We start from the raw sequence: 24,666 nt of genomic DNA on the forward strand, positions 1-24,666 counted from the left end.
CATTAATCCGCAAGCCCATCCAGCAACTGGTCTTTGGAGAACACGCGCCCTTCCGCTTTATCTTTTTCTGACAGGGTAAGAAGCTTCAGCAAAGCAATGGCATTTTCCCGTTCCTGCTGCTGGTCATAGGATTCTATAACATAAGCAGGTACACCATTTTGTGTAACCAGGATGGGTTCTGACAGATCGAGCGTTGCCGCGTTCTTTTTAACGTAGCTGATTGTCTCTACTTTCATGATGCGTCCACCTGATGGTCATGCCTTAGTTTTAATATAGACCATATTTAGACCACCAACAATAGCCGATTGACGTTTCCTAAGGTCAGCACCGCCGTAAATAAAAAAACCCTCTGTAATAACAGAGGGTTTTGTTCACTGACTAACGGGGGAAACTTATTCCCACTCGATCGTAGCTGGTGGCTTACCGCTGATGTCATAAACGACACGGGAAATGCCGTTAACTTCGTTGATGATGCGGTTGGACACACGTCCCAGGAAGTCGTACGGCAGGTGCGCCCAGTGCGCGGTCATAAAGTCGATGGTTTCTACCGCACGCAGGGAGACAACCCAGTCGTATTTGCGGCCATCGCCCATTACGCCAACGGAGCGAACCGGCAGGAACACGGTAAACGCCTGGCTCACTTTGTTGTACAGGTCGACTTTGTGCAGCTCTTCGATGAAGATAGCGTCCGCCCGACGCAGCAGGTCGCAGTACTCTTTCTTCACTTCGCCCAGCACGCGCACGCCAAGACCCGGGCCCGGGAACGGGTGACGGTAGAGCATGTCGTACGGCAGACCCAGCTCCAGACCAATCTTACGCACTTCGTCTTTGAACAGCTCACGCAGTGGTTCAACCAGGCCCATCTTCATCTCTTTCGGCAGGCCGCCCACGTTGTGGTGAGATTTGATGACGTGTGCTTTACCGGTTGCGGATGCCGCAGATTCGATAACGTCCGGGTAGATAGTCCCCTGCGCCAGCCACTTCACGTCTTCCAGCTTCAGCGCTTCTTCGTCGAACACTTCCACGAACACGCGACCAATGATTTTACGTTTGGCTTCCGGGTCATTTTCACCCGCCAGCGCATCCAGGAAACGCTTCTCGCCTTCCACGTGAACGATGTTCAGACCGAAGTGGTCACCGAACATGTCCATCACCTGCTGCGCTTCATTCAGGCGCAGCAGACCGTTATCCACGAAGACGCAGGTCAGGTTTTTGCCGATAGCACGATGCAGCAGCATTGCGGTGACGGAGGAGTCAACGCCGCCGGACAGGCCGAGGATCACTTTGTCATCGCCAACCTGCTGACGGATACGCTCAATGGCGTCGTCGATGATTTTTGCTGGCGTCCACAGCGCTTCGCACTGGCAGATGTCACGCACGAAGCGCTCCAGCATGCGCATGCCCTGACGGGTGTGGGTCACTTCCGGATGGAACTGCACGCCGTAGAAGCGTTTTTCTTCGTTCGCCATAATTGCGAACGGGCAGCTTTCGGTGCTGGCAACGGTCACGAAATCAGACGGGATAGCGGTCACTTTATCGCCGTGGCTCATCCACACGTCCAGCAGCGGTTTGCCTTCTGCGGTCAGGGAGTCTTCAATACCGCGCACCAGCGCGCTATCGGTAACCACTTCAACCTGCGCATAGCCGAACTCACGCTCGTTAGAACCTTCTACGTGGCCGCCCAGCTGCATTGCCATCGTCTGCATGCCGTAGCAAACGCCGAATACCGGCACGCCTGCTTCGAACACGTACTGCGGTGCGCGCGGGCTGTTGTCTTCAGTGGTGCTTTCCGGGCCGCCGGAAAGGATGATGCCGCTTGGATTGAATTCGCGGATCTGTGCTTCCGTAACATCCCACGCCCACAGCTCACAGTAAACGCCCAGTTCACGCACGCGACGCGCTACCAGCTGAGTGTACTGAGAACCGAAGTCCAGGATGAGAATGCGATGTTTATGAATGTTTTCCGTCATTGACGCTAATTCCGAGGCAAGTGAAACAGATTAAATAAATCGCCCGACGCGAAGTCGGGCGAAGAAAATCAGGAGCCCAGACGGTAGTTCGGGGACTCTTTGGTGATCGTCACGTCGTGAACGTGGCTTTCCTGGATACCCGCACCGCTGATACGTACGAATTCCGCTTTAGTACGCAGCAGGTCGATGGTACCACAGCCGGTCAGACCCATACAGGAACGCAGGCCGCCCATCTGCTGGTGAATGATCTCTTTCAGACGGCCTTTATAGGCAACGCGACCTTCGATACCTTCCGGTACCAGTTTGTCCGCTGCGTTGTCGGTCTGGAAGTAACGGTCAGAGGAACCTTTGGACATCGCGCCCAGGGAGCCCATGCCACGGTAAGATTTGTAAGAACGCCCCTGATACAGCTCGATTTCACCCGGAGATTCTTCAGTACCGGCCAGCATGGAGCCAACCATCACTGCAGCCGCACCGGCCGCAATGGCTTTAGCGATGTCACCAGAGAAACGAATACCGCCGTCAGCGATAACCGGGATCCCGGTACCTTCCAGTGCTTCAACCGCGTCAGACACGGCGGTAATCTGTGGAACGCCCACACCGGTGACGATACGGGTAGTACAGATGGAGCCAGGGCCGATACCCACCTTCACCGCGCTGCAACCCGCGTCAGCCAGGGCGCGAGCGCCTGCACCAGTCGCGACGTTACCGCCGATGATCTGCAGATTAGGGTATTTCGCACGGGTGTCACGAATACGTTGCAGAACGCCTTCGGAGTGGCCGTGGGAGGAGTCAATCAGCAGTACGTCAACGCCAGCAGCAACCAGCGCGTCAACACGCTCTTCATTGCCCGCACCAGCACCCACCGCAGCGCCCACGCGCAGACGGCCATGCTCGTCTTTACAGGCGTTAGGTTTACGTTCTGCTTTCTGGAAATCTTTAACGGTGATCATGCCGCGCAGGTGGAAGTTTGCATCCACAACCAGCGCTTTCTCAACGCGTTTCTCGTGCATCTTCGCGAACACAACGTCACGGGATTCGCCTTCACGAACGGTCACCAGACGCTCTTTCGGCGTCATGTAAACGCTGACAGGCTGGTTCAGGTCGGTGACGAAACGCACGTCACGACCGGTGATGATACCGACCAGTTCGTTAGCTTCAGTCACGACCGGGTAACCGGCAAAGCCGTTACGTTCGGTCAGGGCTTTCACTTCGTGCAGGGTCGTGGTTGGCAGAACGGTCTGTGGGTCAGACACGATCCCGGATTCATGTTTCTTCACGCGGCGAACTTCTTCCGCCTGACGCTCAATAGACATGTTTTTGTGAATAAAGCCAATGCCACCTTCCTGTGCCAGGGCGATTGCCAGGCGCGCTTCAGTCACGGTGTCCATTGCCGCAGAGAGCATAGGAATGTTCAGGCGAATGGTTTTGGTCAACTGCGTGCTGAGATCGGCAGTATTCGGCAGAACGGTGGAGTGAGCGGGAACAAGGAGGACGTCGTCAAACGTCAGGGCTTCTTTAGCGATACGTAGCATGGGCAATATCTCTGACCTGGGTGGTTAAATATTGCCGTGGCATTATACAGAGCGTAACCGATTGCATCCACACTTTTTTATAAAAAAAACTTGCACTCCCCTCTCAGCAGGTTACTATCGACTGAATAACTTGCTGATTTAGAATTTGATCCCGCTCACATGTTATCCTCTCAAACCCCCTCAATTTTTACTGTTAGCCGCCTTAATCAAACGGTTCGTTTACTGCTTGAGCAGGAAATGGGGCAAGTCTGGATCAGCGGTGAAATCTCTAACTTCACGCAACCGTCATCCGGCCACTGGTACTTTACGCTCAAAGACGATACCGCTCAGGTACGCTGTGCAATGTTCCGCAACAGTAACCGCCGCGTGACGTTTCGTCCTCAGCATGGCCAGCAAGTTCTGGTTCGCGCCAATATCACCCTGTATGAACCGCGCGGTGAGTACCAAATCATCGTCGAAAGCATGCAGCCTGCGGGTGAAGGTCTGTTGCAGCAAAAATACGAACAGCTGAAAGCAAAGCTCTCGGAAGAGGGTTTATTCGATCAACAGTTCAAAAAACCGCTGCCCTCACCTGCCCACTGCGTTGGGGTGATCACCTCAAAAACCGGTGCAGCCCTGCACGATATTTTGCATGTGCTCAAGCGTCGTGACCCTTCCCTGCCCGTTATCATCTACCCGACCGCCGTGCAGGGTGACGACGCGCCAGGGCAGATTGTCCGCGCGATTGAACTGGCGAATGCGCGTCAGGAGTGCGACGTGTTAATCGTTGGGCGTGGCGGTGGTTCGCTGGAAGATTTGTGGAGCTTTAACGACGAGCGCGTGGCGCGGGCTATTTTCGCCAGCCTTATCCCCGTTGTAAGCGCCGTGGGGCACGAAACGGATGTCACCATCGCCGACTTTGTCGCAGATTTACGCGCCCCTACGCCATCTGCAGCGGCGGAAGTGGTGAGCCGTAATCAGCTGGAGCTGCTGCGTCAGCTTCAGAACGGCCAGCAGCGTCTGGAGATGGCGATGGACTATTTCCTTGCCAACCGTACCCGTCGCTTTACCCAGCTTCATCATCGCCTGCAACAACAACATCCTCAGTTACGCCTGGCGCGACAGCAAACCGTGCTGGATCGCCTGCGTCAGCGAATGAACACCGCACTGGATAATCAGCTCAGGCGTGCAGTGTCGCGCCAGCAGCGCATCATCCAGCGTTTGAACCAGCAAAACCCACAGCCGAAGATTTACCGGGCGCAAACGCGTATTCAACAGCTGGAGTATCGTCTGGCAGAGAACCTGCGAACCCGTCTGAGTCGCTCCCGCGAGCGTTTCGGTAATGCGGTGACCCATCTGGAAGCCGTCAGTCCTCTCTCCACGCTGGCACGCGGATACAGCGTGACAACCGCGACGGATGGCAAAGTGCTGAAGCAAACTAAGCAGGTGAAAGCCGGTGATATGCTCACCACCCGCCTGTCAGACGGCTGGGTGGAAAGCGAAGTGAAAGGTGTGACCGCAGCGAAGAAAACGCGGAAGAAAAAACCGGATTAAACCGGCACAAACTCCACGCGCTTTTTAGAGATCAACCCGTGGCCATTCTGACAGAAGTAATCCACCGCACCACAGGCTTTTAATACCTGGAGAGGCTTATGGCACTCCGGGCAGCGTGCTTCCAGCTGAATATCTTTATTGCAGTTATCGCAGTGCGCCACACCGTTTTGTGGCTCCAGTTCGGCATGACACTCCGGGCAGGTAATGGACATGGTGACTCCTTTAAAAGACATTCAATTTTGAGTGGATTTTACCACGATGCGCTCAGTGTGGACCACGCAACTGTTGCTGTAGAGTCAACAACAGTTCGACTTCCTCAAGCCTGCGCTGTGTCGTACGGCTCACCTCTTGCGGATCGCGTTCAAACAAACTGTACTCACCCAGAATATGCTCAGCCAGACAGTGTTCGTAAATCGTGCCGGGAATGTGCCAGTGCTGAATATCATCGCCATCAATACGCTCCAGCACATCTTCTGCGCCGCGCCGATCGTGGCTGATAATCCGCCCGTCACGCAAATACAGCCGCAGCCCTTTTTGCCCACCGGCGGGGCCTGCATATTTGTTGAGCCAGATATCCACCGGCACGCCGCTAATGTGCCCCTGAAGATGCGCCTCACCTTCAGCCGTGGTCAGATCGCCTTTTATAATATCGCGTCCCAGCCGATCTTTGGCCGTTACCACCCGTAACGCCATTTCATCACGCCCGCCCAGATAACGTACCGTTTCACGCAGCATCGCCAGCACATGAGTCCCGATATCCAGAATCACGCCATCGGGGTGATGCAGTGTACGCGTGTCCGGTTCACCGGTAGCAAAGTTGAGCGCAATGGGTTCCCCTGCGGGGTTATAGCCGCTCGGCTCCTGCAGAAAACCTTCAATTCTGACGACATCAGAAAACGTACTGACCAGCGTCTGCTTCACCGTTTCGAGACGCGCCATCCAGTGATCGAGCGCCAGCACGCGGGACGCGACGCCGGGCAGTTCCAGCAGTGATTTGAGTTTTTCAATCTGGGGAAGCGTGGCGACAATCGGTTTTTCGACCACAATACGCGACACGGGTGAGGCAATTGCCTGCTCAAGCACCTCAAGATGGTTCAGGGAGGCGGTGGTAATAAACAGAGTATCAAGAGGTTGGGAGAGCAGTTCAGCGAGTGATGCACAACGGGTTACACCTTCAGGCTGTTTGACGGGCTGAACATCAAAACCTGAACAGCGCGGAGATTCATCAAAGAGATTTCGTATTGCGGGCAGGTAAGCCGTTTCAACCACTGCACCAAGACCAACAAACCCTAACAGCATGTTCTTACCTCGTTGAGTAAATTGCCGGGGCGTAACGCCTTCCCCGGCAACCTCGAGGTGTTATCAGGCGCTAGTAGCCGGTTTAGTCTGCACATTTTCCAGCATACGACGAACCGGAACAATGAGGACGATCAGTACCGCGGCACAGATAACCAGTGCAATGGAGCAGCGAGCGAAGAGATCCGGCAGCATATCAAGCTGGTCTGCCTTCACGTGACCACCAATCAGACCCGCCGCCAGGTTACCCAGCGCACTCGCACAGAACCACAGCCCCATCATCTGCCCACGCATTCTTTCCGGAGCCAGCAGCGTCATGGTCGCCAGACCAATCGGGCTCAGGCACAGCTCGCCAAGCGTCAGCATCAGGATGCTGCCCACCAGCCAGAACGGAGAAACGCCTGCGCCACCGTTGTTCAGCACGTTCTGCGCCGCCAGCATCATCAGGCCAAAGCCCGCCGCAGCGCAGAGAATACCGATAACAAACTTGGTGATGCTGCCCGGACGAATGTCCATGCTGGCAAGCTTCGGCCATGCCCAGCTAAACACCGGTGCCAGCAGGATAATGAACAACGCGTTGACCGACTGGAACCACACGGCCGGAATTTCAAAACCACCGATCATGCGATTAGTGTAGTCGTTAGCGAACAGGTTAAATGACGTTGGCTTTTGCTCAAACGCAGACCAGAAGAACGCAGCGGAAACCAGCAGGATAAAGCAGACCAGCAGTCTGGCACGCTCTTTACGGGTCAGGCCGGCAAAGACGAACAAATAAACAAAGTAGAGGGCAACGGACACCGCGATCACGTACACCAGCATGCTGGCAATCGCGACCGGCCTAATCACAATCACGCCCTGTGCAATCAGCGTAACGATAACCGCAACACCCGCTGCCAGCGCCAGCAGCCAGGTTCCCACGCCATTGCGCTTCACCACCGGGCTGTTCCAGGTGGAATCCAGACCGACTTCGCTGTCATAGCGTTTCATCGCCGGAACGGCAAACACGCGGAAGATGATCAACGCCACCAGCATCCCGATGCCGCCGATACCAAAGCCCCAGTGCCAGCCGTGGGATTTAATCAACCAGCCGGAGATAAGCGGCGCGATGAACGATCCCATGTTGATGCCCATGTAGAACAGCGAGAAACCGCCGTCACGACGCGCATCACCTTTTTTATACAACGTCCCGACCATGACCGAGATACAGGTCTTGAACAGGCCGGAGCCAATCACAATAAACATCAGGCCGATAAAGAACAGGTTGTCACCCATAATGGCCGAGAGCGCAATCGACAAATGACCGAGTGCGATCAGAATCGAACCGTACCAGACGGCTCTCTGCTGACCCAGCCAGTTATCCGCCAGCCAGCCACCCGGCAGTGCAGCCAGGTACATGGTACCGGCAAAGATCCCGACAATCGCCGAGGCATTTTCACGCGCCAGCCCCATCCCGCCGTCATAAACGGTGGCAGCCATAAACAGGATCAGCAGCGGGCGAATGCCGTAAAACGAGAAACGCTCCCACATCTCGGTGAAGAACAACGAGCCAAGCGGATACGGATGACCGAAGAACGTTCGGCTTTCTTTTTGATTAACAGAGGATTGCATAATTCTCCCGAAAAGGTATGTCGTCGTGCTGGTAAGCACCGCAATGTACGCCGGCCAGTTACATATCTGGCCGATTTTTTACAGGCGGCGAAAAATTATTTAACTATTTGATAACCTGGCACCAGTTTTGTCTAGTACCCAACCCTGGACTTTAAGATGAAAATTCGACAATTGTCTACTTTCTTAGATTTAAACATGGTTAAAAATGAATAGCGATTGACATCACACCGGGAAAACGGGCGGTAAGAATGAGCGAAAAAAAACCCGCGACAGGCGCGGGTTTTAGTGAGATCGGCAGTGCTTACTTGCTTTTCTTAATGTGTTTAATCAAACGCTTACGCTTACGCATCTGGTTTGGCGTCAGAGTGTTACGCTTGTTAGCAAACGGGTTATCCCCTTCCTTGAACTGGATACGGATAGGTGTGCCCATCACGTCCAGCGATTTACGGAAGTAGTTCATCAGATAGCGTTTATAAGAGTCCGGCAGGTCTTTCACCTGATTACCGTGGATCACCACAATCGGTGGGTTATAACCACCGGCGTGGGCATATTTCAGCTTCACGCGACGGCCACGCACCAGCGGTGGCTGATGGTCTTCTGCTGCCATATTCATGATACGGGTCAGCATCGCGGTGCTCTGACGACGGGTGGAGCTGTCATACGCTTCACGTACGGAATCGAACAGGTTACCCACACCACTACCGTGCAGTGCAGAGATAAAGTGCACACGAGCAAAGTCGATAAAGCCCAGACGGAAGTCCAGGGTCTCTTTCACCTGCTCTCTCACTTCATTGCTCAGGCCATCCCATTTGTTGACCACGATAACCAGTGAGCGCCCACTATTGAGGATAAAGCCGAGCAGCGACAGATCCTGATCGGAAATACCTTCACGTGCGTCGATAACCAGCAACACTACGTTGGCATCTTCAATCGCCTGCAGCGTTTTGATTACGGAGAATTTTTCTACCACATCGGTGATTTTTCCGCGCTTACGCACACCCGCGGTGTCGATGAGTACATACTCACGCTCATCGCGCTCCATCGGGATGTAGATACTGTCACGGGTGGTGCCAGGCATATCGTATACAACGACACGTTCTTCACCGAGAATGCGGTTAGTAAGCGTAGACTTACCTACGTTTGGACGGCCCACAATCGCCAGTTTAATTGGCAGATCCTGCGGGTTGAATGCCTCTTCAGGCTCTTCTTCTTCGCCTTCTTCACCGTCTTCGAACTGCGCCCAGTATTCAGCGTCTTCGTCCACTTCTTCCGGCGGGTTCACTTCGTCAACCCACGGCAGCAGAACGGTTTCGAGCAGGCTGGTCACACCACGACCATGAGATGCCGCGATAGGATAGATATCGCCCAGGCCTAAAGACCAGAAATCAGCAACCGCCTGATCGGCATCGATGCCGTCAGTTTTGTTCGCCACCAGGAAGGTTGGCTTTTCACGTGAGCGCAGATGTTTAGCAATCGCGGAGTCCGCTGGCATCAGGCCCGCACGGGCATCCACCATAAACAGAACCACGTCTGCTTCTTCAATCGCCAGCAGAGACTGCTCCGCCATGCGGGTCTCAACGCCATCTTCTGTCCCGTCAATACCGCCGGTATCGATACAGATGAACTCGCGTCCTTCCACCTCTGCACGACCGTACTTACGGTCACGCGTCAGCCCCGGGAAATCCGCAACCAGCGCATCACGGGTGCGTGTTAAACGGTTAAAAAGAGTGGATTTTCCAACGTTAGGGCGCCCGACAAGCGCGACCACAGGTACCATGTTTGAAGCCTCATAAAATTCAAAATCACGTCGCTTTCGCGGCGTTTTTAAAAATGTCAAAACGGCTCCTGAGTGAACAGGAGCCGTTTAGTATACTACAACAGCCGGGTAATTAGCGCGTGATCGCGTACAGCGTGCCGTCTTTTGCCTGGATCAGCAGCTTACCATCCGCTACAACCGGCTCCGTCAGGAAGCCTGAGCTGTCGACTTTTTGCTGAGCAGTGAAGCGACCCGTTTCCGGATCAACCCAGTGCATGTAACCTTCGCTATCACCTACCACCAGGCTACCGTTGTACATGACCGGCGCGGTCAGCAGACGGTGCAGCAGATCGCTCTGCGTCCACAGCGTTACGCCGCCTTCGGTGTTCAGCGCCAGCAGGCGGTCGTTCTGATCAACCATATAGATACGGTTGCCATCAACGACAAAATCATTCACTGAGCCCAGCTCACGTTTCCACATGATCTGGCCACTGCGCAGATCCAGCGCGGTCAGGTTACCGTTATACGCCAGAGCGTAAACCACACCGTTAACGATAACTGGCGTTGTGTCGACGTCACTCAGGCGGTCAATTTCGGTTGTACCGGTCGCCTGGGAGATACGTTGCTGCCAAATCATCTGACCTTGTTGCATCAACACTGCGCTCACACGACCGTTGTCGCCGCCAACAATGGCAGCACCAAACGCGGTAGCCGGCGCGGATTCACCGCGCAAGGAGAGCGCAGGTATATCCAGGTTAACGGTCCATTTCACCAGACCATCTGCTTCGTTCAGCGCCTGCAGCTGGCCGTTGCTGGTGTGAATCAGAACCAGGCCATCGCTCACTACCGGACGAGACAGAGATTCACCAGCAACCGTCGTTTGCCAGGCCACAGAACCATCACTGGTGTTCAGTGCATAGACCTGTGCCTTTTCGCTTCCCACATACACATGACCACCGGCAACGGTCAGGCCGCCAGAGAGCAGCGCAGGTTTACGGGAGAACCAGCCATCTTTTTCCGCCAGGTTAACGGACCATACTTCCTTCCCGTCATCAGCGTTAACCGCTTTCACGGTGCCTTTGCGGTCAGCCGCATAGACAACGCTGTCAGCAAATGCCGGATGCAGGTTGGAATAGAACTCACCAATTCCATCCCCCACGGAGATACTCCACGCGGTTGACGGGGTAAACTGGTTTTCAACAGTCGGCAGCGGGGACATTTTGACAACATCTTCTTCGCCACTGAACAGTGAACAGCCACTCAATAACGTAACAGAAAGCAGTCCTGGCAGAAGTAATTTACGCAATTGCATCGGGTCCCTCTCAGACGGACAAATTATTTATTTTCATCTGCATCATTTCGCTCAGCGCAGGTGAAGCCTTGCTCTCTACGCCAGCTTGCCACGCTTTACGCGCACCTTCTTTGTCACCTTTGCTCAGCAGCGCTTCACCACGGAGATCGGCAACAATGGCGGCAAAGCCTTCGCCTTTGATGGTATCGAGCGTTTTCAGCGCATCATCGGCCTTTTTCTGCTGAACCTGGATACGTGCCAGGCGCAGATTAATAACCGCTTTCAGGTTTTCATCGCTGGCAGCCGTAAGCCCCTGCGACAGCTGTGCCGCCGCTTTTTCCAGCTCGTTCTTATCAACGAATTGCTGCGCAACTTCCAGTGCGGCCAGCGCACCATAAGTGTTTTTATTGTCAGCCGCAAATTTCTCTGCTGCCGTCAACGTCTGTGGCGCGTCGGCACGAATAGCGCTGACGGTATTTTCATATGCCAGAGACGCGCCGCGCGCAGAATCGGCCTGATGATTATTCCAGTAACGCCAGCCTACCAGCGCACCTACACCTAAAATAACCCCAACAACCAGAGCCTTGCCATTTTCAGCAAAGAAGCGTTTTATCGCATCAACCTGGTCGTGTTCGTTCTCGTAAATTTCCACGCAGTCCTTCTCCTTAGAAAGTCAAAGAGCGCAAGTGCGCCGCAACGCCGTCCTGCGTTACCGTTGTTTGCTCACCAGAGCGCAGGTCTTTCACTACCACTTCGCCGTTAGCCACTTCGGACTCACCCAGCACCAGTGCAATACTTGCGCCCCACTTATCGGCACGAGCAAACTGTTTTTTGAAGTTGCCGCCGCCGTGGTTGGTCATCAGCTTAGCGTCTGGTAGTGCGTCACGCACGCGTTCTGCAAGCTGCATCGCCGCAGACTGCGTATCCGCACCTGAAGCCACCAGGTATATATCGACAACGGAATCTGCTTTAAATTCCGGATTAACTGCCTGAACCAGCAAAACAAGTCGCTCAAGACCCATCGCAAAGCCGACAGCCGGAGCTGCACGACCACCAAGCTGTTCAACCAGGCCATCATAACGACCGCCCGCACAAACCGTCCCCTGAGAACCCAGGCTTGAGGTTACCCACTCGAACACAGTACGGTTGTAGTAGTCCAGACCGCGCACCAGGCGCTGGTTCACGGTATAGGCAATGCCCGCAGCTTCAAGCAGTTTGCACAGACCCGTAAAGTGTTCACGAGACTCGTCATCCAGGTAGTCACCCAGCGCAGGAGCATCATTCAGCAGCGCCTGTACGTCAGGGTTTTTGGAATCAAGAACGCGCAGCGGGTTGCTGTACATACGGCGTTTGCAGTCTTCGTCCAGCTTCTCTTTGTGCTGTTCCAGGAACGCGACCAGCGCATCACGGTAGTTAGCACGCGCTTCCAGCGAACCAATAGAGTTCAGTTCCAGCGAAACGTGCTCAGAGATCCCCAGCGCACGCCACCAGCGAGCCGTCAGCATAATCAGCTCGGCGTCAATGTCCGGGCCTTGCAGACCAAAGACTTCCACGCCCAGCTGGTTGAACTGGCGATAACGCCCTTTCTGCGGACGTTCGTGGCGGAACATCGGACCGATATACCACAGGCGCTGCTCCTGATTGTACAGGAGACCATGTTCGATGCCGGCGCGTACGCAGCCCGCCGTACCTTCCGGACGCAGAGTCAGGCTGTCGCCGTTGCGGTCCTCAAAGGTATACATCTCTTTTTCAACCACGTCGGTCACTTCGCCGATCGCGCGTTTGAATAACGGGGTCTGCTCTACAATCGGCAAACGGATTTCGCTGTAACCGTAGCTGCCGAGCACCTGTTTCAGTGTGCCTTCAATGCGCTGCCAGATGGCGGTTTCGCCAGGCAGATAATCGTTCATGCCGCGGATGGCTTGAATGTTTTTTGCCACGTTTATTCTCTTTCTATATACAAAAAAAACCCAAAGAATGGGTTCAATCATACATGGGAAGCGAGCGGCTTCCCATCACGTTATTTTTCAACCTGCTGAACGCTGATACGCTGCGCTTCATCCAACATCGTCGCTTTGGCGCGAATGCGGGCTTCAAGCTGGTCGATCATGTCACTATTATCCAGACGATCTCTGCGAACGCCATCTTCATAGAGACCACTTTTCTTGTTACCGCCGGTGACGCCCAGCGTTGACACCAGTGCTTCACCCGGGCCGTTCACCACACAACCAATAATGGAGACGTCCATTGGGGTGATGATGTCTTCCAGGCGTTGCTCCAGAGCATTCACGGTACCGATCACGTCAAACTCCTGACGCGAACAGGTTGGACAGGCAATGAAGTTGATCCCACGCGCACGGATACGCAGTGATTTCAGAATATCGAAACCAACTTTGATCTCTTCAACTGGATCGGCTGCCAGCGAAACACGCAGGGTGTCGCCGATCCCTTCGGAAAGCAGCAAACCAAGACCGATTGCCGATTTAACGGAACCGCTACGCAGGCCGCCAGCTTCGGTGATCCCAAGATGCAGAGGCTGATCGATCTGCTTTGCCAGCAGACGATAAGACTCTACCGCCAGGAATACATCGGACGCTTTTACGCTAACTTTGAACTGATCGAAGTTAAGACGATCCAGGTGATCAACATGGCGCATAGCGGATTCGAGCAGTGCCTGTGGTGTTGGCTCACCGTATTTTTCCTGCAGATCTTTTTCCAGAGAACCGGCATTCACGCCGATACGAATTGGAATGTTTTTGTCGCGCGCGCAATCCACAACCGTACGGATACGCTCTTCGCTACCGATGTTGCCCGGGTTGATGCGCAGGCAATCCACGCCATACTCGGCCACTTTCAGTGCAATGCGGTAGTCAAAGTGGATATCTGCAACCAGCGGGACGTTCACCTGCTGCTTGATCAGTTTGAACGCCTCAGCGGCATCCATTGTCGGCACAGAGACGCGGACAATATCCGCACCTACGCGCTCTAATGCTTTGATTTGGTTGACCGTTGCTTCCACATCCGTGGTGCGCGTGTTGGTCATTGACTGAACGGCGATAGGTGCCCCATCGCCGATTGGCACATTCCCAACGTAAATCCGTTTCGATTTTCTACGTTGAATCGGAGCCTGGTTATGCATGAAAAATCTCCCGCGTTGCCCGTCTGTTACTGTGCTGCTGATTGTTCGGCATTAACGGTAAGACGCGCAACCTGGTTAGTTCTGATAAAGCGGCTCAGATCGACAGGTTTGCCCTGGTACTGGATCTGTACCGCTGAAGGAGCGCCAATCTTGAGCTTATACGGAGCCTGACCCGTCAGGTTTAACGTGCCATCTTTACGCTGTAAGCCGCTGAAAAGTTTTTTACCGGTTGCATCAGTCACTTCCAGCCAACAGTCGGCGCTGAAGTTCATCACCAGCGCGTTTGGATCGGCTGCAGGAGTCATCGTGCCAGCCTGGCCAGTAGGCAGTGACGCTGCGGTGTTATTCGCTGGCGCAGTAGCGGCAGGAGCCGCATCCACATTAGCCTGAGAAGGGGCAACAACTGCGTTTTGATCCTGAGCCTGAGGTGCTGGCGTGTCCGCCGTTGCCGCTGGCGTCTGCGCAGCGTCGGTTGCAGGAGCATCCGTTGCCGCCGTTTGCGGTTCGCTGGAGCTTGCCGCGCCGTCAGTGCTGAGCGGTACACTTTGCGCATTACCATTGCCGGCCTGGTTAAGCTCAGCGGAGGACTGATCGGCCATTGTGGTGATCTCTTCCTGCTGCGCTTTGTGGTTTTGCCACCACCATGCCCCCGTCAGACCGATAACCACAAACAGCACCAGCCAGGTAAAGCTCATCAGCCAACCATCACGTTTTTTACGACGTTTCCCCAGAGAGAAGGTCTGCATCGGCGCAACTTTTGCTGCACGTACAGGTGCCTGCTTCTCCATCATTGGCAGTAATTCGTTTTCGGGGATATGCACCAGTTTTGCGTAAGAGCGGATATAACCACGCAAGAATGTTGAAGCCAGATCGGCAGGTGCCTTATCTTCTTCAATATCGCGAACCGTGGAAACCTTCAGACACAAGCGTTCTGCAACGGCTTGTTGGCTGAGTCCGAGTTGTTCACGGGCGTTGCGAAGACGAACGCCAGTGGAGAGTGCTTCATGTTGGTCGTGAGTGGCTTCAGTATTCATTCGCTACAACTACTGGTACGTGAAAAATAAGGGTCCAGGTGCCGGTGAGTCACAATGCCACCCGCACCGCGAAACTTCTGGTCAGTTAACCTTGAACAGACAGTATAAGACTGTCAGCCCGTAGATGACAGTGCAGCCCTGCCCACGAAGCTAAACTGTTGTTACGACGTTACATACTGCCCGAAAGTCGTATGAAACGCACCGTAATTATTATTCAGTCATCATTAATATGACTGAATATTCAGTAAGCTTATGCGTCACGGCGCAGAAAATGCGCCGTGAGTGCATAATAATCAAACAGATTTGACCGCAATCGTCTCGCCCTGCATGCGTTTACGCAGAGTACGTTTGGTACGGTCAATCACCTCGCCTGCCAGCTGGCCGCATGCCGCATCAATATCATCGCCACGGGTTTTACGCACGATAGTCGTAAAACCATACTCCATCAGCACTTTGGAGAAGCGGTCGATACGGCTGTTCGAGCTACGGCCATACGGCGCGCCCGGGAACGGGTTCCACGGAATCAGGTTGATTTTGCATGGCGTATCTTTCAGCAACTCAGCCAACTGATGCGCATGCTCAGTACCGTCGTTCACGTGATCCAGCATCACATATTCGATAGTCACACGACCCTGGTTCGCATTGGATTTCTCCAGGTAACGACGCACAGCCGCGAGGAAGGTTTCGATATTGTACTTTTTGTTGATCGGTACAATTTCATCACGGATTTCGTCGTTCGGTGCATGCAGGGAGATTGCCAGCGCCACGTCAATCATGTCGCCCAGTTTATCCAGCGCAGGCACAACGCCTGAGGTAGACAGCGTCACGCGACGTTTGGACAGACCAAAACCGAAGTCGTCGAGCATGATTTCCATTGCCGGAACCACGTTAGTCAGGTTCAGCAGCGGCTCTCCCATCCCCATCATCACCACGTTGGTGATTGGGCGGGTGCCGGTCACTTTTGCTGCACCCACGATTTTCGCGGCGCGCCATACCTGGCCGATGATTTCAGACACGCGCAGGTTACGGTTAAAACCTTGCTGAGCGGTAGAACAGAATTTGCACTCCAGCGCACAACCCACCTGGGATGACACGCACAGCGTGGCACGGTCTTCTTCCGGAATGTAGACGGTTTCAACGCGCTGATCGCCAACGGCAATCGCCCATTTGATGGTGCCATCTGAAGAGCGCTGCTCTTCCACCACTTCCGGCGCACGGATTTCCGCCACTTCTTTGAGCTTATTACGCAGCACTTTGTTGATGTCAGTCATGTCATCAAAGTTGTCGCTGCAATAGTGGTACATCCATTTCATGACCTGATCGGCACGAAACGGCTTCTCGCCCATCTCTTTAAAGAACTCGCGCATCTGCTGACGGTTCAGATCCAACAGGTTAATTTTTCCATTTTTATTTGGAACCGCAGGAATGACGACTTCGGAGGTATTCACTAATTCAGACATAATTTTTTCCGGCCTCGTTGTTACACGTTATGGCCCGTGGAGGGTTGAAAAGAAACGCCCCGGAAAGCTGTCTGCTCATCCGGGGCGTTGCATTGTACAAAGTCTGGCGCAGGGATGCCACGTTTGCACGCGGCATTTACGAAAATAATATGTAAACGAAACCGTTAAATTAACGGGTACGTGGACATACTTCGCCTTCACCGAAGAAGAAGGCGATTTCGCGAGCAGCAGACTCAACAGAGTCAGAACCGTGGGTACCGTTCTCGGTGAAGCTGTCTGCGTAGTCCGCGCGCAGAGTACCTGCCAGCGCGTTATCCGGGTTGGTTGCACCCAGCAGATCGCGGTGACGCTGTACTGCGTTTTCGCCTTCCAGTACGGATACAACGATCGGGCCTGAGGTCATGAACTCTACCAGGCCGTCAAAGAATGGGCGACCTTCGTGCTCAGCGTAGAAACCGCGCGCCTGCTCAACGGTCAGGTGCAGCATTTTGGTGCCAACAATCTTGAACCCTGCTGATTCAAAACGAGCAAAGATGCTGCCAATAACGTTTTTTGCCACCGCGTTTGGTTTGATGATGGAAAAAGTACGTTCAATAGCCATGATAACCTCTGTCAAATGTTCTGTTGTTTTACATACCTGAGTATGGTGTGGCGCGGATTATAATGAGCAATAGCGCCATTGCCTATGGATTCAGGTAACATTTTTTTAAAATAAGACGAGTTTTAGCAACAGCTCACATCTGAAAGCGCTTTTTACGTTACTGCAGCACAAAATTCACCGTCGCCACCTGCCCCGCCTCATCCATTACCAGTAACTGATAATCACCCGATTTATCAAGCTGTAGTGTGTAAACCCGCCCTTTCACATCCAGCGGCTCACCGTTCAAAAACCACCATCGTTCACCGCTATTACCGGTCACCTGCAGCGGGAGTGAAACACGGGACTCGCCAGGCAGACGTTTGATAACCGCGCCTTCACGCACACCCGTTAACATGAGTGGCGCAGGTGCATCCTGCGACAGTGGCGGGCAGGTTGCAGAAGAGGCGGGAACCCGCACCGCACGACGCTCCGTTGCTGGAAGCCACGGTTCGAGCGGCAGCGGCCAGACATCCAGAACTTTTTCGGCTGCGTCCGGGCAGTCTGCCGCGACGCGCTTACCCGTCTTATCCAGCCAGACGGGGAAACGGATCCCACGAATACCTTCCTGCTCAGGCAGCAGAAGCGTGGGAGGTTCGCTGCCCTCCAGCAACCAGGTCGACAGGCGACGCCGACAGTTTTCACTGCCTTCCGGCAGCGATTGTCCGCCCGGCCAGCAGATAACACCCCGCCCCACGCTTTCCGGGCGAGGGTCACGCGGCAGACGCGCCTCATCTAACGTTGATCGCGACTGAAGCAGATTATTCACCTGGTTCAACAGCGGAACAGCACTCGCAAAACCAAACTGCCCGGCCACTGGCGTACCGTCCGGCCTCCCCGTCCAGATACCAATAACATAGCGGGCATTAAGCCCGACGGCCCAGGCATCACGGTAGCCATAGCTGGTTCCCGTTTTCCATGCCAGCGGTGCAACCTGTGGCAGTGCATCGTCCGGCAGCGGTTGTGCCTCATTAGCCAGAATACGACGAATGATCCATGCCGAGCCTTGCGACAACAGCGGGCGTTCGATCAGCGGATCGCCAGGCTGTAAGCGCAATCTTCCCGCGTTACCGTGTCGGGCAAAGGCGCTGTACGCGGCAGTGATATCCGCCAGCCGTGCGCCTGCGCCCCCCAGGATCAACGATAAATTCGGCTGCGCACCAGCAGGCAGGATCAACGGCAGTCCCGCGTTGCTCAGCATCCCCGCAAAACGTTTTGGCCCGTACGCTTCCAGCACCTGGACGGCTGGCAGGTTGAGGGAACGAACCAGCGCTTCACTCATGCTGACAGGCCCGTGGAACCCGCTGTCAAAATTTCCCGGGCGATAATCCCCCGTTTTTCTCGGCACGTCCTGAAGTAACGAAGCAGGGTGGATCAGGCCATCGTCCAGCGCCATACCGTAGATAAACGGTTTCAGCACCGATCCAGGCGATCGGATCGCACTAACCATGTCCACATGGCTAAAACGACTGTCATCGTTGATGTCGGCCGAGCCAACCCAACCACGCACTTTCATATTCGTATGATCCACCACGATCATTGCCAGCGAACTGCGTGCCGGTAACCGGGATTTCCAGTTCATGGCCAGCTCTTCAAGCTGCCGCTGCAGGGCGGCATCCAGCGTGGTGACAATTTTTGTATCGCGGCTTTTACTGAGCATCATGCGTGAAAACAGTGGTGCCAACTGCGGCATCTGCCGTGGTGCCAGCCATACAGACTCTTCACGGGATTCTTTCACCTGACTGGCTGACCAGACACCCTGCGTCACCATCCGCTCAAGCACTTTATTGCGTGCCGCTTCGGCACGTTCCGGCCAGCGGTCAGGACGCAAGCGGCTAGGTGCTTGCGGCAATACCGCGAGAAGTGCGGCTTCAGAATAGCTCAGCTGTGATGGTGGTTTGCCCAGGTACGTCCAGCTCGCGGCACCAATTCCCTGTAGCGTTCCACCAAACGGGGCCCGGTTGAGATAAAGCGTGAGGATCTCACGCTTGGAGAGGTGCCACTCCAGCTGCATTGCCCGCCAGAGCTGACGGATCTTGCCGCCAAAGGTGCGCGGATGTGGATCCAGCAGGCGAGCGACCTGCATGGTGAGCGTACTGCCGCCAGACACAACCTTCCCGGAGGTGAGATCCTGCCAGGCGGCACGCAGCACTGCAAAAGGGTTCACTCCAGGGTGATCCCAGAACCAGCGATCTTCGTACTGGATCAGGGCATCAAGGTAGCGCGGAGATACCTCTTCAATAGTGACCGGATAGCGCCAGATACCTTCGCTGTCGGCAAAACGCCAGAGTGGCGTTCCCTTCTCATCGACCACCACCCGCGCGGGGTTAACCTCTTTCAGAGGTAGCGGCCACAGGCGGTCGGCGGCAAAGATAAGCCCCCATACAATGAGAAGCGCTCCCGCCAGCCACAGCCAGCGGGAGCGTATCAGACGTGCAATCAGCATATTACGGAACAACAATCAGCGGGCCACTGGCTGCACCCGTTGCCCGCCACTGCGGAACATACATGGACTCCACCATCGGGACAGGTACCTGGTAGGTTCCCGGCGTCACGGCGCGCGCCAGATAAACCAGCGTGACTGGTTGTCCTTCATTAACCGGCACAGCCGCCACAAAGCGGTCGTCGCGGAATTCCATATGCTGGATATCTGCCTGCTGCATCTGGCTGAGCAGGTTCTGCACTTCGCTGCCGCTGTCCTGCAGGCTGGCACTGCTGTTCGCCAGATTCTGGTTTTCCAGTTCCAGCCCCGCCGGGAGCAGATCCACCACCAGTGCATCCGGTACGTTCTGGCTGGCTTTAACGTCAAGCCACACCAGCACCAGTTCGCCGCTCTTCAGTGAAGAGAGTGATTTTGTGCTGCCATCGGTCGCCAGAATATGACGTTCAACCTGCAGTACATTAGACGCTGGCTGAGGCGCATATTCCGGATAACCCGTGCTATCAAGGCGTACCCACAGCGGTGCAGTGCCGGTATTGGTTACCTGCAGTGCGCCAAGCTGGTCACCGTTCACGTTTTGTACCTGCGCCTTGTCACCGCCAGATGCAGTATCCGACAGAGACGTTTTCGCCTGCCATGCCCCGCTCAGAGTTTGCAGTGAACGTCCGGCCAGGAACAACGCATTACTCTCCTGCGTTGACAGCCAGCGCTGGCTGAATGCCTCTTCAGATAAGGTATTGAGCAGTGCATTTTGCGCATCCGGCAACAACTTGTACTCTTCCAGAAGAGAGAGCATCAGGGCGTTATCACGAAGCGGGCTACCGTAATCCGCCATCCAGTTTTTGCTGTCGTTACGCGGCGTCTTAAGCGCCAGATCCAGCGCCTGCTGGCTGCGCGGTGCATCCCCCATCAATTTGAGTGCCATACCCAGTTGCATCAGGGGCAGACCAGAAGCCGCCTGCCCGTGGCGATCCCAGATCTCACGTAGCGCACCGAGCGGTGCTTTCTGTTGACGCGCCAGTACCAACGAGGCATACGCCTGCACCGCAAACTTGCTGGCCTGCGTGTCATCGCTGTAGCGGATGGACATTGTGCCGGGGTCCTGCAGGTAACGAAGCAGACGGTTATTAGCATTGTTTACCGCATCGGTGGGTACGCTGTAGCCCTGCTCGCCTGCGCGAACCAGGAAGTCAGTAACGTAGGCGGTCAGCCAGTATTCTTCCGGGCCGTTTTTATCCCACAGTGCAAAGCCCCCGTCGTCACGCTGCATCTGCAGCAGACGGGAGATACCGATATCAATGGCCGCGCGGCGTTTATCGTCCGTATCGCCTTTGATGCCAAGCGTCGTCAACTGTGCTGCGTTGGTATAGAGCGACGGGAACAGACCACTGGTAGTTTGTTCCAGACAGCCGTACGGATAAGCCTGCAGTTCACGAATGTAGCGCGCCAGATTCAGCGGCGGTTTACCGCTAAGCAACAGCTGGCCCTGCAACGTTGCAGGAGAGAAACCGTTGATATGCTGCGCTGGTGCGGTCCATGACTCGCCAGGGTTCAGCATCGCCCCGGTATTCACCGTTTGTGCCGGGAATGCCGGACGGACACCGATTTTCCAGCTCTTCTGCTGCGGTGCAAACGTCTCACCAGGAAGCTGAAGGCCGGTCACCTGAGCGCTAATCTCACCATCACCATAACCATCCAGCGCACGCACCGGAATGAACATGGTGCGGCGGACACCTGGAGCGAGCTGAACCGGTTGTGGCTGAGCGCCTTCCAGCGTCAGCTTGCCGGTCGCGGTTAAGGCGACGTTCAGCGTTTGCGGCTGGTCAGTCAGGTTAGTGATATCCAGCGTCAGTCTGGAGGTATCTCCGCTGGCGAGGAAGCGTGGTGTGTTGAGTTCGGTAATGACCGGCGCGGCCACAATCACCTTGCTTTCGCTGCTGCCGAAATCCTCTTCCGTCCAGGCCTGCGCCATCAGACGCAGCTCGCCGTTGAAATCACCAATCGGCAGCGTAATGGTGCCTTCGCCGTTGGCATCCAGCTCTACCGGTTGTGTCTGCTGCGCAATAATAGTGACATGGTTCACTGGCGGCTTACCGCCGCGCTTCAGTTCATCACCGTCACCACCAAAGCGCAGTGCAGCCATACGGCCCTGCCCTTCGATCACCTGGCCGTAGATATCGTAGATATCCGCGCCATAACGCTTCTGACCAAAGAAGGCTTGCCACGGATCCGGCGTGACATAGTCGGTAATATTCAGTACGCCGCTATCGACCGCCGAAACCAGTACGTTCACTTTCTGCGGTACTGCGCCCTCTTTCACGCTGGCCTTCACCTTCACGGACAGCGTCTGGTCAGGACGCATCTTCTGCGGATTATCCAGGGCGATATTCAGTCGACGATTTTCGTCACCCATCGGCAGATGCAACAACCCGACCGCGCGTTTCGGCGTGGCCGATTTGGATTTATCACCCGGGCGAACCACCAGCGTGCTGAGGTAAAGATCATGACGTTTCCAGGTTTTATCCACCGGAATGGAGAGATCCAGCCCATTTGCCGGTACATCGATCTCTTTCCACCACAGCGGCCCTTCGCTGGATTCGATCATCACATAGCCTTTGCCCGCAGCCGGTGCCGCAATATGTAGCTGAATGGTATCGCCGGGCTGGTAAGCAGGCTTATCGATTTTTAGCGTTACGCGGTCAGGGCGAGCAGCACCGGTACCGTCGCTGTTATCCTGCCAGCTGTAACCTGCCCAGAAGCGCACGCTGCTGACCATCTCATCGGGTGCTTTGACCTCCAGACGGTAGGAGCCCCACTCCACCGGGAAGGTGACTTTACCTGTCTCATCGGCCTTGAGCGTCAGTTCCTGTTCACCTTCCACAAGATCTTTTTGATCAAACTGAGACTGCCAGCCATCGCTCTCTGACCAGTTCCAGTAGTAGTCACGACGCTCGCGGATCAGACGAACCTGAAGCCCGGAAACAGCCTTTTTCGCGCCAGTAGCATCGGCATACACAACGTCGAAGCTGGCGTTACCGTTTTCATCAACAATCGGCTGGTTGACGGTAGTCTCCGTGCGGTAGTCGTACACTGCCTTGCTGGCAAACTGTGGGCGAATACCCGGTAATTCGGTAGCAGGCCAGATAGCCTGCTCGGCACGACGCGTCACCGGACGACCACCAGATTCCAGCAGGCTGGCCTGCAAGATCAGTTGCAGAGGGGAATGCACCTCTTTCCACTGACTTTCTGTGGAAACCTGTCCACGCCCCTGTTCATCCAGCGTAATCTGCACTTCATCCAGGCTACGGCTCAGGTTCTCTTCGGCGATATCACCAAACTGGAACCCCGGCAGTGCAGTAACGGCGTCACGCAGCGGACGCAGGAAGAGCTGGCCCTGCAGCGAGTTACCATTGGCAGGTGCGCCATACAGGTAATAACCCACTACGTTAAAATCGACAGTATCCTGTGGCGAAACCGGCGTTTTTTGTCCGGTCAGGTTCAGCGCCATACGCTCCGGCATAAAATCTTCAACGTGGAAATCCCACAGGCGCTGCAGGTTATCGCCCGTATTGGCACGAATATGCCACATCCCGGTTTGCACTCCGCTGTCGAGCGGATAATTAAAGCGGTAGAGGCCGTTCTCAGGCTGGACGACCACGGTGCGAGCCACCTGTCCGTCCGGGCGCAGTACATCAAGTTTCACCGGCTGGGCAGGAAGCGGTTTGCCGTCGCTGTCGCGCAATAAGCCGTTGAGGATCACCGTTTCACCCGGGCGGTAGAGATCACGCGGGCCAAACATAAAGAATTGCTTGTTGTAGCCCGGACTACCTGCAATATCAAATTCCGCCAGATCAAGCGCTGGTAACTTGAGATCAAGCAGAGTGGTCTGGCCATCTTTGCTGGCCAGAATCAGCGCCGCCTCTTTGTCTGTCTCCAGTTTTGCATGGCCGTCGGCATCGCTGTTCGCCTGGGCAAGTGTCTGCCCTTTGTCATTCAACAGAGTGACGGTTACGCCAGATTGCGCCGCACCGTTTTCCAGACTCTGGGTGAAGATATCGAGACGGTTATGATAACGGTGAGCGGACAACCCAATATCACTTAGTGTGAAGAGCGTCGCGGCATTGCTGTAGTTGTAGTGTCCGGCCTGGTTCATCACTGCGATGTAGACACCAGATTGCTGAAGCGGCTTGATATCACGCAGCGGTAGCAGCAGTTTCTCACGCGTGTTGCGCGCCGGGTTGAGGTCAAAACGGCCAGTGTAAACCAGTTCCGCCATCTTCAGCAGGTTATCGGACTCCCAGTTGGTCAGGGAGTTACGGTACTCCCACTGGCTGACAAAGGAGGCCAGCGACTCAGGCTTCACGCGGTAGAAGTTCACATCCACGTTGTTGACGTTAAGCGCCATCACCGGCAGACCTTCCACCACTTTACCTGGCAGCAACGAGCCACGGCTGGCGAAGCCAACGGTCGGCTCAACGTCCCGGGTAGTCAGCGCTTTTTCGTAATCGATACCAAAGGTCGCCTTGTTCAGCGCCTGCAGGTCACGTTCAACGGTAACGACCAGATTGCGGTTTGGTTCCAGATGGCGCAGACGCAGCTCTTTCAGGTTCGGCGCAAGCTCCCACGCCCCGTCCACTTTGCCGCTTTTCTTATCCACCACGTGCACCGTCTTTGCAAAATCCTGATCGGGATTCAGCGGAACAGAGAACGTCAGTACCAGCGTAGCGGCACCGTCGAGCTGAACTTCAGAGGTATCCAGCAGGGTTAGCGCCTTGCCCTGACTCTGTGCAGCCAGTTTTGCCAGCGTTTCAGCATCGGGTTTTTCCGGTGTTTTTACTGCAGTTGCCGTTGATGCTGCGGGTGATACAGCCTGAGGTTTATTGTCGCTGTTATCACAGCCGACAAACGTGAAGGTGGTGAGTAGCGCGAGAGAAATCGCGGCTAAGCGAAACGGTTTCATCCTTTGT

Annotated in this window: 17 protein-coding genes; 1 reads left to right on the forward strand and 16 read right to left on the reverse strand. The window is 55.0% G+C overall.

Annotated elements, in window-relative coordinates:
• Nucleotides 1-2 precede the first annotated feature (2 nt).
• The 3 genes from HV318_RS07645 to guaB form a co-directional block, all read right to left on the reverse strand.
• The gene (locus tag HV318_RS07645; protein WP_004853132.1) at nt 3-236 is read right to left on the reverse strand and encodes a type II toxin-antitoxin system Phd/YefM family antitoxin; all 234 of its coding nucleotides are present in this window, start codon (nt 234-236) and stop codon (nt 3-5) included.
• A 156-nt stretch (nt 237-392) separates the two neighbouring features.
• Complete coding sequence (gene guaA / locus HV318_RS07650) at nt 393-1,970, reverse strand: glutamine-hydrolyzing GMP synthase (RefSeq protein WP_182272271.1); 1,578 nt, start codon at nt 1,968-1,970, stop codon at nt 393-395.
• Between the two features lie 68 nt (nt 1,971-2,038).
• On the reverse strand, nt 2,039-3,505 hold the full coding sequence (gene guaB / locus HV318_RS07655) for an IMP dehydrogenase (RefSeq protein WP_182272272.1): 1,467 nt from the start codon (nt 3,503-3,505) through the stop codon (nt 2,039-2,041).
• Nucleotides 3,506-3,664: 159 nt separating this feature from the next.
• Here guaB and xseA point away from each other — a divergent pair, with 159 nt between their 5' ends.
• Nucleotides 3,665-5,038, forward strand: a complete 1,374-nt coding sequence (gene xseA, locus HV318_RS07660; RefSeq protein ID WP_182272273.1) for an exodeoxyribonuclease VII large subunit — start codon at nt 3,665-3,667, stop codon at nt 5,036-5,038.
• Here the strand turns inward: xseA and HV318_RS07665 are convergent.
• From HV318_RS07665 to HV318_RS07725, 13 genes are all read right to left on the reverse strand, one after another.
• Nucleotides 5,035-5,250: a zinc ribbon domain-containing protein gene (locus HV318_RS07665; protein WP_182272274.1), complete on the reverse strand. Its 216-nt coding sequence runs from the start codon at nt 5,248-5,250 to the stop codon at nt 5,035-5,037. The genes xseA and HV318_RS07665 overlap by 4 nt on opposite strands.
• 52 nt (nt 5,251-5,302) lie before the next feature.
• Nucleotides 5,303-6,337, reverse strand: coding sequence for a Gfo/Idh/MocA family oxidoreductase (locus HV318_RS07670; protein ID WP_182272275.1), 1,035 nt, complete (start codon nt 6,335-6,337; stop codon nt 5,303-5,305).
• A gap of 63 nt (nt 6,338-6,400) precedes the next feature.
• A complete protein-coding gene (locus HV318_RS07675) occupies nt 6,401-7,942 on the reverse strand; it encodes a peptide MFS transporter (RefSeq protein ID WP_182272276.1) in 1,542 nt (513 codons plus the stop codon).
• A gap of 301 nt (nt 7,943-8,243) precedes the next feature.
• Nucleotides 8,244-9,719: a ribosome biogenesis GTPase Der gene (gene der / locus HV318_RS07680; protein ID WP_182274556.1), complete on the reverse strand. Its 1,476-nt coding sequence runs from the start codon at nt 9,717-9,719 to the stop codon at nt 8,244-8,246.
• Between the two features lie 112 nt (nt 9,720-9,831).
• Nucleotides 9,832-11,010 (reverse strand): outer membrane protein assembly factor BamB, encoded by a 1,179-nt coding sequence (gene bamB / locus HV318_RS07685; RefSeq protein ID WP_182272277.1) that lies wholly within the window; start codon nt 11,008-11,010, stop codon nt 9,832-9,834.
• A gap of 10 nt (nt 11,011-11,020) precedes the next feature.
• Nucleotides 11,021-11,641, reverse strand: a complete 621-nt coding sequence (locus HV318_RS07690; protein WP_182272278.1) for a YfgM family protein — start codon at nt 11,639-11,641, stop codon at nt 11,021-11,023.
• 13 nt (nt 11,642-11,654) lie between these two features.
• Nucleotides 11,655-12,929: a histidine--tRNA ligase gene (gene hisS / locus HV318_RS07695; RefSeq protein WP_182272279.1), complete on the reverse strand. Its 1,275-nt coding sequence runs from the start codon at nt 12,927-12,929 to the stop codon at nt 11,655-11,657.
• A gap of 80 nt (nt 12,930-13,009) precedes the next feature.
• Nucleotides 13,010-14,128, reverse strand: a complete 1,119-nt coding sequence (gene ispG, locus HV318_RS07700) for a flavodoxin-dependent (E)-4-hydroxy-3-methylbut-2-enyl-diphosphate synthase (protein WP_182272280.1) — start codon at nt 14,126-14,128, stop codon at nt 13,010-13,012.
• Between the two features lie 26 nt (nt 14,129-14,154).
• Nucleotides 14,155-15,162, reverse strand: a complete 1,008-nt coding sequence (rodZ, locus tag HV318_RS07705) for a cytoskeleton protein RodZ (protein WP_182272281.1) — start codon at nt 15,160-15,162, stop codon at nt 14,155-14,157.
• A gap of 293 nt (nt 15,163-15,455) precedes the next feature.
• The gene (rlmN, locus tag HV318_RS07710) at nt 15,456-16,622 is read right to left on the reverse strand and encodes a dual-specificity RNA methyltransferase RlmN (RefSeq protein WP_182272282.1); all 1,167 of its coding nucleotides are present in this window, start codon (nt 16,620-16,622) and stop codon (nt 15,456-15,458) included.
• Between the two features lie 169 nt (nt 16,623-16,791).
• Complete coding sequence (gene ndk / locus HV318_RS07715; RefSeq protein ID WP_182272283.1) at nt 16,792-17,223, reverse strand: nucleoside-diphosphate kinase; 432 nt, start codon at nt 17,221-17,223, stop codon at nt 16,792-16,794.
• Between the two features lie 157 nt (nt 17,224-17,380).
• A complete protein-coding gene (gene pbpC / locus HV318_RS07720) occupies nt 17,381-19,705 on the reverse strand; it encodes a peptidoglycan glycosyltransferase PbpC (protein WP_182274557.1) in 2,325 nt (774 codons plus the stop codon).
• A 1-nt stretch (nt 19,706) separates the two neighbouring features.
• Nucleotides 19,707-24,659 (reverse strand): alpha-2-macroglobulin family protein, encoded by a 4,953-nt coding sequence (locus tag HV318_RS07725; RefSeq protein WP_182272284.1) that lies wholly within the window; start codon nt 24,657-24,659, stop codon nt 19,707-19,709.
• Nucleotides 24,660-24,666: the final 7 nt, after the last annotated feature.

It is taken from the genome of Enterobacter sp. RHBSTW-00901 (assembly GCF_014103115.1).
GTDB lineage: Bacteria > Pseudomonadota > Gammaproteobacteria > Enterobacterales > Enterobacteriaceae > Enterobacter > Enterobacter cloacae_P.

What these genes read in the sequence shown, in the direction of transcription:
- HV318_RS07670 (WP_182272275.1), bottom strand. Translation starts at nt 6,337, where the DNA reads ATGCTGTTAGGGTTTGTTGGTCTTGGTGCAGTGGTTGAAACGGCTTAC.
- HV318_RS07725 (WP_182272284.1), bottom strand. Translation starts at nt 24,659, where the DNA reads ATGAAACCGTTTCGCTTAGCCGCGATTTCTCTCGCGCTACTCACCACC.
- HV318_RS07675 (WP_182272276.1), bottom strand. Translation starts at nt 7,942, where the DNA reads ATGCAATCCTCTGTTAATCAAAAAGAAAGCCGAACGTTCTTCGGTCAT.
- ispG (WP_182272280.1), bottom strand. Translation starts at nt 14,128, where the DNA reads ATGCATAACCAGGCTCCGATTCAACGTAGAAAATCGAAACGGATTTAC.
- rlmN (WP_182272282.1), bottom strand. Translation starts at nt 16,622, where the DNA reads ATGTCTGAATTAGTGAATACCTCCGAAGTCGTCATTCCTGCGGTTCCA.
- HV318_RS07665 (WP_182272274.1), bottom strand. Translation starts at nt 5,250, where the DNA reads ATGTCCATTACCTGCCCGGAGTGTCATGCCGAACTGGAGCCACAAAAC.
- HV318_RS07645 (WP_004853132.1), bottom strand. Translation starts at nt 236, where the DNA reads ATGAAAGTAGAGACAATCAGCTACGTTAAAAAGAACGCGGCAACGCTC.
- guaA (WP_182272271.1), bottom strand. Translation starts at nt 1,970, where the DNA reads ATGACGGAAAACATTCATAAACATCGCATTCTCATCCTGGACTTCGGT.
- der (WP_182274556.1), bottom strand. Translation starts at nt 9,719, where the DNA reads ATGGTACCTGTGGTCGCGCTTGTCGGGCGCCCTAACGTTGGAAAATCC.
- xseA (WP_182272273.1), top strand. Translation starts at nt 3,665, where the DNA reads ATGTTATCCTCTCAAACCCCCTCAATTTTTACTGTTAGCCGCCTTAAT.
- rodZ (WP_182272281.1), bottom strand. Translation starts at nt 15,162, where the DNA reads ATGAATACTGAAGCCACTCACGACCAACATGAAGCACTCTCCACTGGC.
- guaB (WP_182272272.1), bottom strand. Translation starts at nt 3,505, where the DNA reads ATGCTACGTATCGCTAAAGAAGCCCTGACGTTTGACGACGTCCTCCTT.
- bamB (WP_182272277.1), bottom strand. Translation starts at nt 11,010, where the DNA reads ATGCAATTGCGTAAATTACTTCTGCCAGGACTGCTTTCTGTTACGTTA.
- pbpC (WP_182274557.1), bottom strand. Translation starts at nt 19,705, where the DNA reads ATGCTGATTGCACGTCTGATACGCTCCCGCTGGCTGTGGCTGGCGGGA.
- ndk (WP_182272283.1), bottom strand. Translation starts at nt 17,223, where the DNA reads ATGGCTATTGAACGTACTTTTTCCATCATCAAACCAAACGCGGTGGCA.